This is a genomic window from Nisaea sp. (assembly GCF_040217065.1).
Lineage (GTDB): Bacteria > Pseudomonadota > Alphaproteobacteria > Thalassobaculales > Thalassobaculaceae > Nisaea.
Map to the genome: position 1 here is coordinate 582,745 of NZ_JAVJNX010000004.1, position 18,542 is coordinate 601,286.

The window sequence follows — 18,542 nt, forward strand, 5'->3', positions numbered from 1 at the left end:
CACTCAAGGCTTCAAGCGTTAGCCTAGGCGTTCGACGGCAGCAACGTGTCCACCAATGCCATCCAGTAGCCGATACCAAGCGGAATTGACGCGTCGTTAAAGTTGTAGTCCGGGTAGTGCAGCTTGCCGGACTTGTGATCCGGTGCCGCCGTGCCCATCCAGATATAGTTCCCCGGGCGCTCGTTCAGCATGAAGGAGAAATCCTCGCCCGCCATGCAGGGATCGTGCTCCCGGATCACCCTGTCGGCACCAACGACCGCCGTTGCGATTTCAGCCGCGATCCCGGCTTCGGCGGGCGGGTTGATGGCCGGGGGATAGTTCTTGCGGTAGTCGATCACCGCCTCGCACCCGAAACCCTCGGCGATGCCGGTCGCCAGCGCGCGGATGCGTTCCTCGGCGAGGTCGCGCACACCCGGCTCGAAATAGCGCACCGAGCCGCCGATCACCGCCTCGTCCGGCATCACCACATAGGCGTCCGAGCCCTTGAACATCGAAACACCGATGGTCGCGGTCTTGTGCGGCGAGACGTTGCGCCCCGGCACGCTCTGGATCGCGGTGACCAGATGCGCCGCCGCCAGCACCGTGTCGACGCCGTCATGGGGCATGCCCGCATGGGTGCCCTGGCCGCGCACGGCGATGTCGAAATAGTCGATGCCGGCCATGGTCGGCCCGGCCAGCGGACAGAAGGTCCCGAGCGGCAGGTCGGGCCAGTTATGCAGGCCCCAGACCGTCTCGCAGTTCGCCTTCTCGAACAGCCCCTCTTCGACCATCACCCGGCCGCCGCCGCCGCCCTCTTCCGCCGGCTGGAAGATCAGCGCCACGGACCCGGCGAAATCCCGGCTCTCGGCCAGCAGCTTCGCCGTGCCGAGCAGCATCGCGGTATGTCCGTCGTGACCGCAGGCATGCATCTTTCCGGGCACCGTCGATTTGTACGGCACATCGCCGACTTCCTGCATCGGCAGCGCATCCATGTCCGCGCGCAGCCCGATCATCGGTCCCTTGGCGCGTCCGCGCACGATGCCCACGACACCGGTCGTGGCGATCCCGGTCATGATCTCGTCGACCCCGAAGGCCTTCAGCTTCTCGGCGACGATCCCGGCTGTGCGCACCTCCTCGAACCCGGTTTCGGGGTGTGCATGGAGATCCCGGCGCCATTCCGTGACGTCGCTGTGCAGGGCCGAAATCCGGTTGTGGTGACGCGAGGAGAAAGCGGGAATGTCGGTCATGGGAAATCCAGTGCTGCCGGCAGGGCGGCCGATAGGGGACGTGTCCGGAAAGAATGCCCTGTTGCTTTCCCCAGGTCGAGCCGGTCCGCATCTTTTCGAGCGAAGAAATTCCGGTCGTCATGCATCCGGATCTGAAAAGGACTGGGCCCGGATCAGCGCCACCAACGGGGCGACGGCCGGATTGTCCCGCTCCCGCGACACCTTCAGGACCACCTCCAGCTCGGGTGCATCAATAAGGGGCCGCACGACCAGGCCGTCAGGCTGCTCGTCGCAGATCGATTCCGGCACCAGCGCCACCCCGAGCCCGGCCGCGACCAGGCGCAGGATCGTGTTCTGCAATTGCGGCTCGAAACGGAAGCGCGGCACCACGCCTCCGGCCGACAGATATTCAACGATGGTCCGGTGCAGCGTCTGCGCGACAGTCGGCGGGGTGGCGATCAGATCTTCATCGCGCAAATCCTGCGCGCCGACGACAGGGCGCGAAGCCAGCCGGTGCGACGGCGGCACCACGAGGCAGAGGCGGTCGGTAAAGATCGGCAGGCTTTCGAGCTGCGGCGCGGAGCCGCCTGAGAAGGTCACGGCGGCGTCGAGCGCGCCGCTCAGCAACTTATGCTCGATATCCGCCGGTGTGGTTTCCGAAAGGGACAGGCGGACATCCGGCCTGATGGCGGAGTAGCTGCTGACGATACGCGGCACGATCCGGTGCGCCGCATGCATCATGAAACCGAAATGCAGCTCGCCTTTCTGGCCTCCGGCGACAAGGCGCGCGTCCCGGCAGGCGGCATCGAACCGGCCCAGAACCGCCCGGGAATCCTCGAGGAAGCGCTGACCGGCCACCGTCAGCGAGACCTGCCGCGATGTCCGGTTCACCAGCCGGACGCCGAGATCCCGTTCAAGATTGGCGATCTGCCGGCTGAAGGGCGGCTGGGTCATGTTCAGGCGCGCCGCCGCCCGGCCGAAATGCAGGGTTTCGGCGAGGGCCACGAAATAGCGCATCTGGCGCGTGTCCATTGATACCTTTACTGACTTGATCAATACCTATTATTGGATTTGATTGTATCACTGGAAGCGATTAGGGAAAGTCTGTTCCTTCCCCTGGCGTTTCATCCATGCTTGCCAATCTGATCATCGTGCTGCCGATCTTCGCGCTCGTCCTGACGGGATATGCCGCGCGGCGCCTTGGCGCTCTCGGCCCGACCGCGACGCGGGAGGTCAACCGGTTCGTGGTCTATCTGGCCCTGCCGGCGATGCTGTTCAGCATCATGGCGAAAGCCGATCTGGCGGAGATCTGGCAGCCGGACTTCATCCTCGCCTTCACGGCGGGCTGTGCGCTGGTCTTCGGTGCCACTCTGCTGGTCCGCATGCGGCAGGGCAGCCATCTCGCCGACGCCGCCATAGACGCGCTCAACGCAAGCTATCCGAATACCGGTTATATGGGGTTCCCGCTGGTTCTCGCCGTGATCGGCAGCGCGGCGATGGGCGCCACGATGATCGCCACGATCCTGACCGCCTGCGTGCTCTTCGCCGCCGCGATCGTGCTGATCGAATGCGCCCTGCAGACCGGGTCCCGGCGCCGCGACATCCTCCGCAAGACCCTGCTCGCGCTGGCGAAAAACCCTCTTCTCGTCGCTCCCGCCCTCGGTGCCCTGTTCATGGCGTCCGGTCTCGCGCTCCCAGAGACCGTCGACAGCTATCTGGCGCTGCTGGGCGGGGCGGCCTCCCCCTGCGCCCTCGTCTCGCTCGGGCTGTTCCTCGCCGACAATGCCGGCCGGAACACCAGCCCCGGCACGAACAACCGGGTGCAGGCGGCGCTGGTCACTCTCAAACTGGTGGTACAGCCCGCTGTCACCTGGGTGGTCGCTGTCCCGATCCTCGCCCTGCCCTCAAGCGTCGCCTACATTGCCGTGCTGCTCGCTGCACTGCCGACCGGCACCGGGCCCTTCATGCTGGCCGAATTCTACCAGCGTGAAGCCCTGCTCACGAGCCGCGTCGTGCTGACGACGACCGTGCTCTCGGTCGCGACACTCACGCTCTATCTGGCGGTTGCGGGGTAAATTGGAGGGCGCGAGTCCCGCGCCTCAGAAATGCTTCAGCTCGTCCGCGAAGTTCGGATAGAACTCATCGCGCAGCAGCGCGAACAGCACGTGATCCTGCCAGCGTCCGTCAATCTTGAGATATTTTTTCGCCAGCCCTTCCTCGCGGAAACCGGCCTTGCGCAGCACGCCCTGGCTCGGCTCGTTGCGCGGCAGGCAGGCCGCCTCGACACGGTGCAGGGAAAGCTGGTCGAAACAGAAGGAGCAGGCGCCGTGCACGGCTTCGGTCATATAGCCGCGCCGGGCGTGCGGACGGCCGATCCAGTAGCCGATGGTGCAGCACTGGGCCACGCCCCGGCGGACATTGGCGACGGTAATACCGCCGACCAGGGCATCGTCGCTGCGCCGGTAGATGAAGAAGGAATAGCCCTGGTCCCGCGACCAGTCCTCGGCATAGCGGGCGAGACGGCGCCTGAAGGCGGCGCGGGTCAGGGCATCATCCGGCCAGCGCGGTTCCCACTCAACCAGAAAGTCCCGGCTGATGGCGCGCAGCTCGGCCCATTCACGCCAGTCATTCTTGTTCGGCTGCCTGAGATAAAGCCGCGGCAGGGATACCCGCGGCTCGATCTTGGACGGCGGAAAAAACGTCAGGACCAAATCGCGTATCCCCTCGGAGCCCGTTGCAGGGGTATTTTTCCTGTTAACCGTGCGGATGGCAAGCGGAACCGCCGGAAGGCTCGCGAGGGACTCAGGGCGAGGCCGGTCAGTTCAACCGGGCGCAGATCCTGTCGTAGGATTCGAGGCTGTCGGTCGGGCCGAGCGCGGCCAGGGTCGGCTTACTCTTGAGCAACCGTTCCGCGACGCGGCGGATCGCCGCCGTATCGACCGCATCGACCTTCTCGACCAGTTCCTCTACCGAGACCGGGCGGCCATAGACCAGCATGTGCTGGGCCAGCTGCTCGCACCGGTTCGACGTGCTCTCCCGGCTCATCAGCAGGCCGGAGCGGAGCTGGGTACGGGCCCGCTCCACCTCTTCCTCGCCGACATTCGCCGCGACATCCATCAGCTCGTCGCAGACAACCGGCATCAGTTCCACCGATTCCTTCTCGCCGGTGCCGGCATAGACAGAGAACATGCCGCCATCATTGTAGGCCGCGCTGAAGGAATAAACCGAATAGACCAGCCCGCGCTTCTCCCGCACTTCCTGGAACAGGCGCGAGGACATGCCGCCGCCGAACAGCATGGAGAGGACCTGCTGGGCGTAGAAATCCGGATCGTGGAAGCCTGTGCCCTCAAAGCCGAGCAAGAGGTGCAGCTGTTCCAGATCCTTCTCGACCCGGATCTCGCCGCCCTTGTATGCCGCCTGTTCGGTCTTCGCGGATGTCTGCGCGCCGAGCATGCCGAAGCCCCGCTCGACCTCGGCCACCACGGCGTCATGATCGACGGCACCGGCGGCGGAGAAGACCAGGCTGTCGCCCGCGTAATTCTCGTTGATAAAGGCCATGATGCCGTCCCGGCTCATCTCCTGGACGATCTCGGAGCGGCCCAGCACCGGGCGGCCCATGGCCTGCTCCGGATAGGCGGTCTCCTGAAAATAGTCGAAGATGATATCGTCCGGCGTGTCCGCCGCCTGGCCGATCTCCTGGATGATCACCGAGCGCTCGCGGGTCAGTTCCTGCTCGTCGAAGGTCGAGTTCACCAGGATGTCCGAAATGACATCGACGCCCAGCGACACGTCTTCCTTGAGCACCTTGGCGTAATAGGCCGTCTGCTCCCGCGCCGTATAGGCATTCATGTGCCCGCCGACCGCCTCGATCTCCTCGGCGATCTGCAGCGCCGAGCGGCGCCTGGTGCCCTTGAACACCATGTGCTCCAGCAGGTGCGCCACGCCGTTCTCGGCCGCAACCTCGTGCCGGGTGCCGACATTCAGCCAGGCCCCGAGAGAAACGCTCTCGACGCTGGCCATCTTGTCGGTCACGACGCGGGCGCCGTTGGCGAGTTCAGTGATCTTGATTCCGTTCATGTCGCCGCTCATGCAGCGTTCTCCTTGGTCGCAACGATGCCTGCTATATGGGTGCTGACGGTCCCGTAGTCATTGGCGAGCACGGTCATGCGCTCTTCACGCTCAAGCAGGTCCGCCAATCGGGGCGGCAGCGCCGGGCGCAGGCCGATGGCGGACTCGACCGCATCCGGGAATTTCGCCGGGTGGGCGCAGGCGAGCGAGATCATCGGCGTGCCGGTCCCGATGGCGCCGCTGGCGCGGGCCTGACGGGCCGCGCCGAGGGAAACGGCGGAATGCGGATCGGTGATCTCGCCCGTCTCCTCATAGACCGCCTTGATCGTCGCCTTTGTCCCGGCCTCGTCTGTCCGGAAGCCGTCGAATTCGGCCCGGGCGCGATCCAGCATGCCCTGGGAGACCGAGAAATGGCCGGTCTCGCGGAAGCTGGAAAGGGCCTCGGTCACGGCAGCGCCGTCCCGGTCGAACAGATCGAACAGGTAGCGCTCGAAATTGCTGGAAACCTGGATATCCATGCTCGGGCTGATCGAGGGCTGCACGCCTTCCAGCTTCATCTCGCCGGACGCGAGGAAGCGGGACAGGATGTCGTTCTGGTTCGTCGCCACCACCATGCGGTCGATCGGCAGCCCCATCTGCTTGGCGGCATAGGCGGCGAAGATATTGCCGAAATTGCCGGTCGGCACGACGAAGGAGACAGGCCGCTCCGCCGTGGCGCCGATGCTCAGCGCCGAGGTCACGTAATAGACCACCTGCGGCAGGATGCGGGCCCAGTTGATCGAGTTCACGCCGGAGAGATTGTGTTTGTCCCGGAAGGCGATGTCGTTGAACAGCGCCTTCACCATGTCCTGGCAATCGTCGAAGGTGCCTTCCAGCGCGATGGCATGCACGTTCGGTGCATCGACCGTCGTCATCTGGTGCTGCTGCACCGGGGAGACCCGGCCCTTCGGGAAGAAGATGAAGATCTCGGCATTGGCGCTGTCGCGGAACGCCTCGATGGCGGCCGAGCCGGTATCGCCCGAGGTGGCGCCGACGATGGTCACCGTCTCGCCGCGCCTGGTCAGCACATGATCGAACATCCGCCCGAGGACCTGCATCGCATAGTCCTTGAAGGCCAGCGTCGGGCCGTGGAACAGCTCCATCATCCAGAGATTGCCGTCCAGCTGCTTCAGCGGCGCCACGGCGCTGTGCTCGAAGCTGCCATAGACCTCGTCCATGATGCCTTTCAGGGTCGCGTCGTCGAAGGCGTCGCCGGTGAACAGGCGGCAGACCTCGAACGCGGTCTCGGCATAGGACAGACCGGCCAGCCGTTTCAGGTCCGCCTGGGTCAGGGTCGGCCATGTTTTCGGGACATAGAGTCCGCCGTCGCGGGCGAGGCCCGTCAGGAGTACGTCTTCGAAACCGAGTTCAGGGGCCTTGCCCCGGGTGCTGATATAGCGCACGTCCGCCGTCTCTTTTTCGCCGTTCGAAAGGACGCAACCTAGCGGTGGCGCTGGGTTCTTGCAACAATACCGGCTCTGTCGGAAATCCACGCAAACCGGGACGCTCTGCATGACCATCGAAACTGTCGGAATCATGACGCCCGGGGACATGGGCCACGCCATCGGCGGGCGGCTTCGTGAGACCGGAATTCGGACCGTCACCAACCTCGCAGGTCGGTCGGATCGCAGCCGTGCCTTGGCGGAAAAAGCAGGGATCGAGGATCTCGGCTCCGACGCGGCTTTGCTCACCGAGTGCGATGCGATCTTCTCCATCATGCCGCCGGATCAGGCGGCGGGCTTCGTCAGCCGCATGGCCGCGGCAGCGGGGTCGCTTGGCACCAAACCGAAAGCGCTGATCGCCGATCTCAACGCCGTCGCCCCCTCCACGGCCCGGCAGTTACAAGCGACAGCTGAAGCGGCCGGTATCCACTTCCTCGACGGCGGCATCATCGGCGGCCCGCCCTATCCGGGACGGCCAAGCCCGCGCATCTATCTGAGCGGCCCTGGCGCCGAGGCCCTGACGGCTCTCAGCCCTGCCCTCGACATCCGCCCGCTCGGCGATGAAATCGGCGCCGCTTCCGCTTTGAAAATGTGTTTCGCCACCCTGACCAAGGGCGTGCAGGCCCTCGCCATCCAGAGCTTCGTCACGGCGGAGCTGGAAGGGGTCGGCCCGGCCTTTCGGGCGGAGCTGGAGAGCGTGCAGGCAAACCTTCTGAGAAGCCTGACCGGCAGCCTCCCCGGCATGCCGCCGAAAGCCTATCGCTGGGTCGGCGAGATGGAGGAGATTGCCAAGACCTACGGCGATGCCGGCCTGACGCCGAAAACCTTCGAGGGCGCGGCGGATATCTACCGCTTCGTCGAGAGCACACCGCTGGGCAAGGAGACCGTCGAGAACCGGACCATGGGAACCACCCTCGAGGATCTGGTCGCGCGGCTGGCAGACGCCCTCCGGGAGCGGCGTTCCTAGCCCACGTAGTGTAGCGGCAGGGCGGTGGTGTATTTGATTTCTTCCATGGCGAAACTGGAGCTGACCTCCGCCAGGTCGGCGATCGAGATCAGGCGTTTGTAGACCGCGTCATAGGCGTCCACGCTGGGCACCACGATCCGCAGCAGATAATCGACGGTCCCGCTCATGCGGTAGAATTCGAGCACTTCCGGGATTTCCGAAACCCCCTTGGCGAACGTCTCCAGCCAGACATCGCTGTGCTGGCTGGTGCGGATCATGACGAAGACGGTCAGCGGCACGTCAATTGCGCGGCGGTCCAGCAGTGCCACCTTCTTGCGGATCACGCCCTGCTTTTCCAGATTCTGGATACGCCGCCAGCAGGGTGTCGAGGAAAGGCCGACCCGGGTGCCGATCTCCGCGACGGAGAGATCCGCGTTCTCCTGCAGCAGGGCGAGGATGCGCCGGTCCGTCTCGTCGACCTTCATTCCGCATAATCCGTTTATGTTAGAATATTATTCTAACATTGAGCCCAAACCTGAGGAAAATAGCAAACATTTTGCCGCTATTCCAGGCCAGAATGAATGCGTCTTATAAATTCAGCCCGGGGCGCCGCCATGATCTTCAAAATCTTCACCAGCCACCCGCAATCGGTCGGCGAGAGCTACTGGCAGCATCTCGGGTTCGCCACCGCGACCGGTGGCACGATGATCCTCGGCGGTCTCGCCTGCATGGTGCATGGCCTGTTCCCGTTCCTCTGCAACCGGACGGGCAGCAAGACCATCGCCCGTCTGCATGACCGGATGTCCGCCGGTGCCCGGCATGCCGTGATGGAGAAGAACCACAGCGACCTCAGCCAGCAACCGGCGGAATAAAACTCAAGCCCGCGAGGCGTTGCCGGTCAGAGGTAGCGGATATTCAGGTGATCGAGGAAGGCATCCGCGGAGAGCGATACCCCGGTCGCCGCGCTGATGATCTCGTCGGTTGATTTCGCGCTGCCGACCGCATGCACATTCTCGACAAGCCAGCCAAGCAGGGTCGTGAAATCACCGGCGGCGATGCGTTCGTCCAGGTCCGGCAGGGCGGCATGTGCCGCCTTGAACAGCTGGGCGGCGGCAAGCGCGCCCAGCGTATAGGTCGGGAAATAGCCGAACGAGCCGTGATACCAGTGGATATCCTGCAGGCAGCCATCGCGGTCGTCTTCCGGCGCCACACCGAGTGAGGCCTTCAGGCCGTCGCGCCAGGCGCCGGGCAGATCCTTCAGCGGCAGATCGCCGGAGAGCAGGGCCTTTTCCAGGTCGTAGCGCAGCATGACATGCAACGGATAGGTGACCTCGTCCGCATCGACGCGGATCAGTCCGCGCGCCACCCGGTGGCCGATCCTGTTCAGGTTTTCCGGCGTCATGGCGAGACCGCCCGTATCCAGCACGTCCGAGGCAAGCGGAGACAGGAACCTGTAGAAAGCGGGCGAGCGGCAGGCCTGCATCTCCATCAGCAGGGACTGGCTTTCATGCATGACCATGCCCCGGGCCGTGCCGACAGGCTGATTGCGCCATTCCGTCGGCAGGCCGCGCTCATACAGCGCATGGCCGGTCTCGTGGATCACCCCCATCAGGGCACTGGTGAAATCATCCTCGGAATACCGCGTCGTGATCCGCACATCGTCGGGGATGCCGCCGGTGAAAGGATGGGCGCTTTCGTCGAGCCGGCCATGCGCGAAATCGAAGCCGAGCGCGCGCATCACCCGCTCGCCAAGCTGCTTCTGCAGGGCTGCCGGGAATGGTCCTTCCGGGCTCAGCGGCGCCGGGCCGGCGGCCTGCCGTTCCAGAATTTTCTCCATCAGCCCCGGCAGCTCGGCCTTCAGTCTGGCGAAGACCGGATCGATCCAGGCCATGCTGCCGCCGGGCTCGTAGCTGTCGATCAGCGCATCATAGAGACCGCAACCGAGCCTCTCGGCTTTGACCGCGCCATATTCCCGGGTCAGCTCAAGCACCGTGGCGAGCTTGCCGGAGACGGCGGAGAAATCGTCCGCGATGCGGGCGTCGCGCCAGGCAACGACACAGGCAGAGACGGCCCGGGACCGGGCTTCCACCAGATCGGCCGGTGCCACGGTTTCGTTGGTATGGACCCGGCGCATCTCACGCAGGTTCGCCTGCTGCATCGGGCCAAGCGCAGCGCTGTCCGCTTCCGCCCGGGCCAGCTCGTCGGAGACGGCCTGGGTCGCCAGCAATTCATGCTGCAGCACATCCAGCGTCGCCATCTGCTCGGCCCGCGCCGCGGCACCGCCGGACGGCATCATGGTTTCCTGATCCCAGCCGAGGATCCCACTTGCACCGGACAGGGCGGAATGCCGTCTGAATCGCTTTTCCAGGGCTGCGTAAGCGGTGTCAGTCACGGCCAGGCTCCGTCTCGTCCTCGGGTTTGAAATGATAGATCACATAGATGACGATCAGGGTCAGGGAGAGCAAGGCCCAGGTGGCAGCATAGCTCAGATGCTCGTTCCGGACATGGATCGTGCTTTCGGCGCCGATCGGCATCTGCATGGGGCCGGGCCCGCGCAGCCGGTCGACATAGAAGGGAAGCACCGGACCCAGGTCTCGATCCGCCGCCATCTCCGCCGTGTCGATATAGAGCCAGACCTCGTTTTCCGGCTCGTTGTCGGGCACGAAATAGCCCTTCAGCCGGTCCTGCCGGATCAGGCCGTCGACAGTCTGCACACCCTCGACATGCATCGGTGCCGTATCCACCGGCCCATGCCTCTTGAGCTGGATCCAGCCCCGGTTCACCAGCACGGTGCGGCCGTCGACCAGCTTCATCGGCGTGATCAGGTGAAAGCCGGCATTGCCCTTGAACGGCTTGCCGGTGATCAGCACTTCCTTGTCGTGCAGGTAGGTGCCCTCGATGCGGACCCGGCGGTACCGCCAGTTCTCGATATCGTCGAGGCTGTCGGGCAGGGCCACCGGCGGCGCCTCGACCCGGCTCTCGAACTGCTCGATCAGGCTGGACTTCCAGGCGAGCCGCTGCAGCTGCCAGAAGCAGAGAGTCAGCATGAAGGCCACGGAAACGATCGTGAAGAAGGTTGCCCAGAAGGTGGGACGGAACCTGCGATTGCCGAACATTGGTTTTTCCAGACTGTGCACACGAACCGGGTCACCGGGACCGCAGCGGACCATAGGCCTCGGGCGCTGTTTTGCCCAGCGTCAGGCTTGGCTGTCCGGCGCCCGGTATGGTGTCTTGTGTTTGTATTGCAGCGCGATCGTGAATGCCTTCAGCGGCTTCAGGAGCGCGATCGTGCCGCCGAGGATCACCACGCTCCAGAGCACGGCATGGACCCATAACGGCGGCGCGAACAACGTTTCGAACCAGAGGGCGATGGGCACAATCGTGCCGCCCAGGACAAAGATGATGAAGACAGCCGGACCATCGCCGCTGTCTTCATTTTTCAGGTCCAGACCGCACGTGGAACACGTTTCCCGAACGGTCAGAAATCCGTCGAACAGGCTGCCCTTGCCACAGCGCGGACATCGGCAGGTCAGCCCGGTCGAGAAGGGCGACAGTGGAGGATAATAGGGTTCGCTCACAGCGTGGCCTCCACCATTCCCGCCTTGGCTGGATCAGCCGCCCCACCAATAGACGCAGACGAACAGGAACAGCCAGACCACGTCGACGAAATGCCAGTACCAGGCAGCCGCTTCGAAGCCGAAATGATGGTCCGGCGTGAAGTGACCGGCACGGCCACGGAACCAGCAAACAGCCAGGAACGTGGTGCCGATGATGACATGGAAGCCGTGGAAGCCCGTCGCCAGATAGAAGGTCGAGGCGTAGATGCCGTCGGTGAAACCGAAGGCGGCATGGCTGTACTCGTAGGCCTGCAGGGCCGTGAAGAGAGCGCCGAGCACAATGGTGACACCAAGGCCGAGCTGGAACTGGTCCCGCTTGTTCTCGATCAGCGCATGGTGCGCCCAGGTCACCGTACAGCCGGACAGCAGCAGGACCATGGTGTTGATCAGCGGCAGGTCCCAGGCATTGAACGGCACGATGCCTTCCGGCGGCCAGACGCCGGTATCCGGATACAGCGCGCTGTCAAAGAAGGCCCAGAAGAAGGCAGCGAAGAACATCACCTCGGAGGCGATGAACAGGATCATGCCGTAGCGCATGCCCAGCTGGACCACGGGATTGTGGTGGCCCTGGTATTCCGCCTCGCGGACGATATCGCGCCACCAGAAGAACATGGTTGCCAGGATCGACAGGAAACCGGCGATCAGGATAGAGCCGCCGAAGGCCAGCTCATGCATGTACATGATGCCGCCGACCGCGGCGATGAAGCCCGACATGGCACCGACAAATGGCCACGGGCTCGGCTCGACCAGATGGAAGGAATGCTGTGGATGTCCGCTCATTATCTTTCCCCTTCAGTCCGGCGCTTGTCGCGCCTTCCTCTCCTCAATTATCCCTTGATATCCGCGACGCCGCGAGTCCCGGCATGCGCCTGGTCTCGGGCGGCCCTCGCCGCGGATTGATCCTGGGCCTTGTAGAATGTGTAGGACAGCGTGATCGTCGTCAGCCCGTCCATCTTCACGTCCTTGTCCATCTCCGGGTCGAGATAGAACGAGACCGGCATATCGACCCGTTCACCCGGTTGCAGGATCTGTTCGGTAAAGCAGAAACAGTCGATCTTGTCGAAATAGAGCCCGGCCTTGTCTGGCGTCACGTTGAACACCGCCGTCGCAACCACGGGCTCGTCACCCATATTGACCGCTTCGTAGAAGGCCAGCTGCGTTTCGCCGATCCGCGTCTCGATGGCTTTCTGCGCGGGCTTGAAGCGCCAGTTGAGATCCGGCTGTACACTGGCATCGAACCGGACCGTCACCTTGCGCCCGAGAATCTCCGTCGATTCCTGGTCGGCAATCTGTGTCGTGCCACCGAAGCCGGTAACCCGGCAGAACAGGTCGTAGAGCGGCACCGAAGCGAACGAGACGCCAACCATACAGACAACCACACCGGCCAGGACCAGGGCGGTGCGCGTGTTGCTGCGCTGCTGCCGGTGAGACGTCTGCATGACCTAGCTCCCCATCCTCAGGATGGTGATGACGTAGAACAGGATGGCTGCCGTCGCGATACAGGCCAGAAGCGCGAGGTTCTTGCCGCGCTTGCGGGTATAGAGCTCTTTACGGGTCTGCGGCTTTTTCTCTTCGCTCATGGTGCTCATATCCCGGTCGCCTGATCGATGATCAGCAGTGTGAAGAGCAGAAACAGATACAGGATCGAATAGCCGAACAGGCGCCGGCAATTCTTTTCACTGTCATCCCGGAAAACCCGCCAGGCCGACAGCAGGAAAACCAGTCCGAATGCCGCTGCCGGCAGGCCGTAGGTCAGCAGACCGATGCTCTCGAAGGCGACCGGCAGCAGCGTGACCGGTACCAGCAACAGGCTGTAGATCAGGATCTGCTTCCGGGTCTCAGGCCGTCCGGAGACAACCGGCAGCATCGGTACGCCCGCTGCGGCGTAATCGCCGGCGCGGTACAGGGACAGCGCCCAGAAATGCGGCGGGGTCCACATGAATATCATCAGGAACATCACCAGCGGCAGGGCGGTAACGTCACCGGTCACCGCGGCCCAGCCGATCACCGGTGGCAGGGCGCCGGAGGCGCCGCCGATCACGATGTTCTGCGGCGTCCGCCGCTTCAGCCACATGGTGTAGACGAAGACATAGAAGGAGATTGTCCCGGCCAGAAGCACCGCCGCGACCCAGTTCGTCGCCAAGCCCATGATCATGACCGACATGCCGGACAGGATGACACCGAAGGCCAGCGCCTCGTCCGCGCCGACCTTGCCGGTCGGGATCGGACGGCCACGGGTCCGGCTCATCACCGCATCGATATCGCGGTCGTACCACATGTTGATCGCGCCGGAGGCACCGGCACCGATCGCGATACACAGTACCGCGATTGCCGCCAGCCCCGGATTGAGATCACCGGGGGCCAGGTACAGGCCGACGAATCCGGTGAAGACGACCAGCGACATCACGCGCGGCTTCAGCAGCGACACGTAGACGCGCATCGCTTCAGACGCGGAAGCGGCGGTGGGTGCCGCCGCTTTCATTTCGATGGACGTATCAGACACGCAAGGGAACCTTTCTTGCTCCGGTCCGTCTTTAGAACGACGACGCCGAGGCGCCGCGGATCACTTGATCCGCGGCAGCTCGTCAAAGGTGTGGAACGGCGGCGGGGAAGACACGGTCCACTCGAGAGTGTCCGCGCTTTCGCCCCACGGGTTGGCTTCCGCTTTGCGCTTCACGATGAAGGCCTCGATCACCACAATCAGGAAGATGATGGTCGCCAGACCGCCCATGTAAGAGCCGTAGGAGGCCACCACGTTCCAGCCGTGCAGGGCATCCGGGTAATCGATGTAGCGGCGCGGCATGCCTGCTAGCCCGAGGAAATGCATCGGGAAGAAGGTCACGTTGGCGCCGACAAACATCAGCCAGAAATGCACCCGGGCCAGCATGCCGCTGTAGTGGTAGCCGGTCATTTTTGGGAACCAGTAGTAGAACCCGCAGAAGATGCCGAACACGGCGCCGAGCGACAGCACGTAGTGGAAATGCGCGATGACGTAATAGGTGTTGTGCAGCACCACGTCGACGCCGGCATTGGCCAGCACGACGCCGGTCACACCACCGACCGTGAACAGGAAGATGAAGCCGATCGCCCACAGCATGGGAACGCGGAAAGAGATCGAGCCCCCCCACATGGTCGCGACCCAGGAGAAGATCTTCACGCCCGTCGGCACCGCGATTACCATGGTCGCCGCGGTAAAGTAGGCTCTCGTGTCAACATCCAGCCCCACCGTATACATGTGGTGCGCCCAGACGATGAAGCCGACGAAACCGATGGAAACCATCGCATAGGCCATGCCGAGATAGCCGAAGACCGGCTTGCGGGAGAAGGTCGACACCACATGACTGACGATCCCGAAGGCCGGCAGGATCATGATGTAGACCTCGGGATGCCCGAAGAACCAGAACAGATGCAGGAACAGGATCGGATCGCCGCCGCCGGACGGTTCGAAGAAGGCGGTGCCGAAATTCCGGTCCGTCAGCAGCATGGTGATCGCGCCCGCCAGGACCGGCAGCGCCAGCAGCAGCAGGAACGCGGTGATCAGCATGGCCCAGACGAACAGCGGCATCTTGTGCAGCGTCATGCCCGGCGCGCGCATGTTGAAGATCGTGGTGATGAAGTTACTGGCACCGAGGATCGAGGAGGCACCGGCGAGGTGCAGCGACAGGATCGCCATGTCCATGGACGGACCCGGTGTTCCGAGCTTGCTCGACAATGGCGGATAGATCGTCCAGCCGACGCCTGCGCCGCCATCGGCAAAGACCGACAGGAAAAGCAGCAGGAAGGCCGGAACCAGCAGCCAAAAGCTGATGTTGTTCATCCGCGGGAAGGCCATGTCAGGCGCGCCGATCATCAGCGGCACGATCCAGTTGCCGAAACCGCCGATCAGGGCGGGCATGACCACGAAGAACACCATGATCAGGCCGTGCGCAGTGGTAAACACATTCCAGACATGGCCATCTTCCATGTACTGGATGCCGGGGTCCTGCAGTTCCATCCGCATGTAGATGGACATGGCCCCGCCGATCAATCCGGCGATCACCGCAAAGATCAGATACATCGTGCCGATGTCTTTGTGGTTGGTCGAATACAACCAGCGCCGGATACCCGTCGGCGCCCCATGATCATCAGCGTGAGCGTGAGCGGCACTCATATCGGTCTCTCCCAATAGCGTGGTTATTAGTTAGTGCCGAGCGCAACGCGGACCGGCGCGTCGCTGCTCAATGCAAAACGTTCTTTGGCCTCATCGAGCCATTCTTTGTACGCCTCTTCAGAGACCGCCTTCACGACGATCGGCATGTAGGCGTGGCGGGCACCGCAGATCTGGTTGCACTGGCCGTAGAACGTGCCTTCCTTGTCGAACTGCATCCAGGTCTCGTTGGTCCGGCCGCCGACGGCATAAATGTGGACGACCGCTGACGGGACAAAGAACGAATGGAAGACGTCGTTGCTGGTGACCAGCACCTGGATCTTCTTGCCGGTCGGGACGACCAGGGGATTATCGACATCAAGCAGACGGATGCCGTTCACCTTTGCCAAATCCTCGCCTTCGAGAAGATAACTGTCAAAACCGACCTCTTCGTCCGGATACTCATAGGTCCAGTACCACTGGTTCCCGATGACTTTGATGGTCATGTCCGGGTCAACCGCCCGGTCGAGATAGTAGAGGGTCTTGAATGACGGAACCGCGATCACCACCAGTATGATCACTGGAACGGCGGTCCACAGGATCTCAATAAGAGTGTTGTGTGAGGTGCGGGACGGGTTCGGGTTCGCGGAGGCGCGATACCGGACGCACACATAGACAAGCAGCAGGAAGACGAAGATGCCTGTCGCGAAAATCACCCACAGCAGAAAGTCGTGGAATTCGCCAATCTGGACGCCGACAGGCGAAACCGGATCCTGCAGGCCCAGCTGATAAGGCTCTGGCTGGCGGATTTCCTGGGCGCCGGCCGGCAGTGCCAGCCCGGCGATCAACAAAAAAGGCAGCGCCGCGAAATGCGCGAGGCCGGAGATTGCCCGGTTGAAAAGCCTCATGATGTCCGCTCTCTCCAAGATTATTCGTACGCGGGGCCGTTTCTAGCGACAGGCTCGGCCCTTCACAAGGGTATCGAAATACACTTTCCGACTCATTGCGTGAAGATAATTCGACGAATCCTGATCGCGATGTTGACGATCCGCGACGAAGTGACGCGCCTGCGCCCCGCTGATTAACCACTTGGCGCGACACGTTTCCGGCGGCGTGACTTTGTCCCAGCCGGGCCCATATGGTATCGGATAGGTAACGGACACACGGGCGGCCCGGTATTTGGACGGGCCAAGCAGGAGCGGACGCTATGGGCGATCTCAGCAAGACCGACGAAATCTTCTTCCAGCGCGGGGGGCTGGACCTGGCGCGGGTCGGGCGTGTTGTCGACGACGCACTGCATGGCGCCGATGACGGGGAGCTGTTCCTTGAATACCGGCAGAGCGAAAGTCTTGCCTTTGACGACGGCCGGCTGAAGACCGCGTCTTTCGACTCGACCCAGGGCTTCGGCCTGCGGGCCATCGCCGGCGAAGCACACGGCTACGCCCATGCCTCCGATCTCTCAGAGGATGCCATTAGACGCGCTGCTGAAACCGTTTCGGCCGTCAGCAATGGCTATGGCGGCACGCTCGCCGCACCGCCGGCCGCCAGCAACGCAACCCTCTATACAGACGCCAATCCACTGGCCCTGACTGCTTTCGGCGACAAGGTCGATCTGTTGAAGGAAATCGATGCCTATGCCCGGGCCAAGGATCCGCGCGTCAAACAGGTGAGCGCCTCGCTGGCCGGCTCCTGGCAGGCCGTCCAGATCCTGCGTGCCGGCGGCTATCGCGTCGCCGATATCCGCCCGCTGGTCCGGCTCAATGTTTCCGTTGTTCTGGCAGATGGCGACCGCATGGAAACGGGCAGTTCCGGGGCCGGCGGCCGTGTCACCTATGATCAGTTCATGACTGCGGAGAACTGGCAGGCCCAGGTCGACGAGGCCTTCCGCATCGCCGAGGTGAACCTCGCCTCCGTGGCCGCGCCCGCGGGCGAGATGGAAGTCGTTCTCGGCAGCGGCTGGCCCGGCGTCATGCTGCACGAGGCCGTCGGACATGGCCTCGAAGGCGACTTCAACCGCAAGAAGACCTCGACCTTCTCCGGCATGATGGGCCAGCAGGTTGCCGCCAAGGGCGTGACTGTGGTCGACGACGGCACCATGCATGATCGCCGCGGCTCCATCAGCATCGATGATGAGGGCACCCGCAGCCGCCGCAACGTGCTGATCGAGGACGGCATTCTTGTCGGCTACATGCAGGATCGCCAGAACGCCCGGCTGATGGGCATGGAGCCGACCGGCAACGGCCGCCGCCAGAGCTTTGCACACGCCCCGATGCCGCGCATGACCAATACCTTCATGGAAGCCGGCGACAAGGATCCGGGCGAGATCCTCGCCTCCGTCAAGAACGGCCTCTACGCGGTCAATTTCGCCGGCGGCCAGGTGGACATCACGTCCGGCAAGTTCGTGTTCTCTGCCAGCGAGGCCTATCTCATCGAAAACGGCAAGCTCGGCGCCCCGGTGAAAGGCGCCACCCTGATCGGCAACGGCCCGGACGCCATGGGCCGGATCACCATGATCGGCAACGACCTGGCGCTTGACGAGGGTATCGGCACCTGCGGCAAGAGCGGACAGGGCGTTCCCGTCGGCGTCGGCCAGCCGACCCTGAAGATGACCGGTGTCACCATTGGCGGCACCGCCATGTAGGAACAGACCTGCCGGTTACAGGATATAATTAATCAAAACTTAGCCTATCCCGCTTATGACTGGGCTTCTTGAGTGGAATTGTTCCAGACAGGAGCAAGAGATGCACGGGAGCTTGGGTTTTGCGTGATGCTCTGGCTGCGGCAACATTGTTGCTGTGCAGCACATTGTTCGTGGCGGGCTTGATGCTGGCCGCCCCGGTAGGTCCGGGCGCGGCTGTAGCGGCCGTGTTCCCGCCATGGCTCGACAAATCGGAAATCCTCGGCGCGGTCTCCGCCGCCGGCGGTCGGATGCTGCGTCACGGCGGCATCCAGTCTGTCGCGCTCGTAAGACTGGAATCTCCGGACGTCGCTCAACAACTGAAAAATGCCGGAGCATGGGCCGTGGTCGCTCCTGCCGGGCTGTTCGGCTGCGTCGGTCTGACTGGCGAAGCGCGGCGATTATTCCAAAAGGAGTCCTGA

The 18,542-nt window shown here is 63.4% G+C and carries 20 protein-coding genes; 5 read left to right on the forward strand and 15 right to left on the reverse strand.

Annotated features, from left to right (window positions below):
- Positions 1-23: 23 nt before the first annotated feature.
- Both RH950_RS04295 and RH950_RS04300 read right to left on the reverse strand, forming a co-directional pair.
- Positions 24-1,226: a M20 aminoacylase family protein gene (locus tag RH950_RS04295; RefSeq protein ID WP_350054046.1), complete on the reverse strand. Its 1,203-nt coding sequence runs from the start codon at positions 1,224-1,226 to the stop codon at positions 24-26.
- Positions 1,227-1,343: 117 nt separating this feature from the next.
- The gene (locus tag RH950_RS04300) at positions 1,344-2,237 is read right to left on the reverse strand and encodes a LysR family transcriptional regulator (protein WP_350054048.1); all 894 of its coding nucleotides are present in this window, start codon (positions 2,235-2,237) and stop codon (positions 1,344-1,346) included.
- A gap of 98 nt (positions 2,238-2,335) precedes the next feature.
- On the opposite strand from RH950_RS04300, the gene RH950_RS04305 reads away from it, so the two are divergent.
- Entirely contained in the window at positions 2,336-3,280 is a 945-nt protein-coding gene (locus tag RH950_RS04305; protein ID WP_350054050.1) for an AEC family transporter, read from the forward strand.
- 24 nt (positions 3,281-3,304) lie between these two features.
- Here the strand turns inward: RH950_RS04305 and RH950_RS04310 are convergent, their stop codons facing one another.
- The 3 genes from RH950_RS04310 to thrC form a co-directional block, all read right to left on the reverse strand.
- A complete protein-coding gene (locus RH950_RS04310) occupies positions 3,305-3,916 on the reverse strand; it encodes a GNAT family N-acetyltransferase (RefSeq protein WP_350054052.1) in 612 nt (203 codons plus the stop codon).
- Positions 3,917-4,022: 106 nt separating this feature from the next.
- On the reverse strand, positions 4,023-5,294 hold the full coding sequence (locus tag RH950_RS04315; protein ID WP_350054054.1) for a M16 family metallopeptidase: 1,272 nt from the start codon (positions 5,292-5,294) through the stop codon (positions 4,023-4,025).
- Positions 5,291-6,715, reverse strand: coding sequence for a threonine synthase (thrC, locus tag RH950_RS04320; RefSeq protein ID WP_350054056.1), 1,425 nt, complete (start codon positions 6,713-6,715; stop codon positions 5,291-5,293). Before thrC ends, RH950_RS04315 begins: the two co-directional genes overlap by 4 nt.
- 109 nt (positions 6,716-6,824) lie before the next feature.
- On the opposite strand from thrC, the gene RH950_RS04325 reads away from it, so the two are divergent.
- Positions 6,825-7,721, forward strand: a complete 897-nt coding sequence (locus RH950_RS04325; RefSeq protein WP_350054058.1) for an NAD(P)-dependent oxidoreductase — start codon at positions 6,825-6,827, stop codon at positions 7,719-7,721.
- Here RH950_RS04325 and RH950_RS04330 read toward each other — a convergent pair.
- A complete protein-coding gene (locus RH950_RS04330; RefSeq protein ID WP_350054060.1) occupies positions 7,718-8,185 on the reverse strand; it encodes an Lrp/AsnC family transcriptional regulator in 468 nt (155 codons plus the stop codon). The two genes, RH950_RS04325 and RH950_RS04330, sit on opposite strands and share 4 nt — an antisense overlap.
- A gap of 129 nt (positions 8,186-8,314) precedes the next feature.
- Here RH950_RS04330 and RH950_RS04335 point away from each other — a divergent pair, with 129 nt between their 5' ends.
- The gene (locus tag RH950_RS04335; protein WP_350054062.1) at positions 8,315-8,572 is read left to right on the forward strand and encodes a DUF6356 family protein; all 258 of its coding nucleotides are present in this window, start codon (positions 8,315-8,317) and stop codon (positions 8,570-8,572) included.
- Between the two features lie 26 nt (positions 8,573-8,598).
- On the opposite strand, the gene RH950_RS04340 is transcribed toward RH950_RS04335, so the two are convergent.
- The 9 genes from RH950_RS04340 to coxB form a co-directional block, all read right to left on the reverse strand.
- Positions 8,599-10,092 carry a carboxypeptidase M32 gene (locus RH950_RS04340; protein WP_350054064.1) on the reverse strand — a complete coding sequence of 498 codons (1,494 nt, stop codon included), beginning with the start codon at positions 10,090-10,092 and terminating at the stop codon, positions 8,599-8,601.
- The gene (locus tag RH950_RS04345; protein WP_350054066.1) at positions 10,085-10,816 is read right to left on the reverse strand and encodes an SURF1 family protein; all 732 of its coding nucleotides are present in this window, start codon (positions 10,814-10,816) and stop codon (positions 10,085-10,087) included. Before RH950_RS04345 ends, RH950_RS04340 begins: the two co-directional genes overlap by 8 nt.
- A gap of 81 nt (positions 10,817-10,897) precedes the next feature.
- Positions 10,898-11,278: a DUF983 domain-containing protein gene (locus RH950_RS04350; RefSeq protein ID WP_350054068.1), complete on the reverse strand. Its 381-nt coding sequence runs from the start codon at positions 11,276-11,278 to the stop codon at positions 10,898-10,900.
- A 33-nt stretch (positions 11,279-11,311) separates the two neighbouring features.
- On the reverse strand, positions 11,312-12,097 hold the full coding sequence (locus tag RH950_RS04355; RefSeq protein WP_350054070.1) for a cytochrome c oxidase subunit 3: 786 nt from the start codon (positions 12,095-12,097) through the stop codon (positions 11,312-11,314).
- Between the two features lie 47 nt (positions 12,098-12,144).
- Positions 12,145-12,756, reverse strand: coding sequence for a cytochrome c oxidase assembly protein (locus RH950_RS04360; RefSeq protein ID WP_350054072.1), 612 nt, complete (start codon positions 12,754-12,756; stop codon positions 12,145-12,147).
- A 3-nt stretch (positions 12,757-12,759) separates the two neighbouring features.
- Positions 12,760-12,897, reverse strand: coding sequence for a cytochrome c oxidase system small membrane protein (locus tag RH950_RS04365; RefSeq protein ID WP_350054074.1), 138 nt, complete (start codon positions 12,895-12,897; stop codon positions 12,760-12,762).
- A 5-nt stretch (positions 12,898-12,902) separates the two neighbouring features.
- Positions 12,903-13,820, reverse strand: coding sequence for a heme o synthase (locus RH950_RS04370; protein ID WP_502889706.1), 918 nt, complete (start codon positions 13,818-13,820; stop codon positions 12,903-12,905).
- A 60-nt stretch (positions 13,821-13,880) separates the two neighbouring features.
- Positions 13,881-15,467, reverse strand: a complete 1,587-nt coding sequence (ctaD, locus tag RH950_RS04375; protein ID WP_350054076.1) for a cytochrome c oxidase subunit I — start codon at positions 15,465-15,467, stop codon at positions 13,881-13,883.
- A gap of 26 nt (positions 15,468-15,493) precedes the next feature.
- Entirely contained in the window at positions 15,494-16,351 is an 858-nt protein-coding gene (gene coxB, locus RH950_RS04380; RefSeq protein WP_350054078.1) for a cytochrome c oxidase subunit II, read from the reverse strand.
- Positions 16,352-16,650: 299 nt separating this feature from the next.
- On the opposite strand from coxB, the gene tldD reads away from it, so the two are divergent.
- Both tldD and RH950_RS04390 read left to right on the forward strand, forming a co-directional pair.
- Entirely contained in the window at positions 16,651-18,084 is a 1,434-nt protein-coding gene (tldD, locus tag RH950_RS04385) for a metalloprotease TldD (RefSeq protein ID WP_350054080.1), read from the forward strand.
- 119 nt (positions 18,085-18,203) lie between these two features.
- A complete protein-coding gene (locus RH950_RS04390; protein WP_350054082.1) occupies positions 18,204-18,542 on the forward strand; it encodes a hypothetical protein in 339 nt (112 codons plus the stop codon).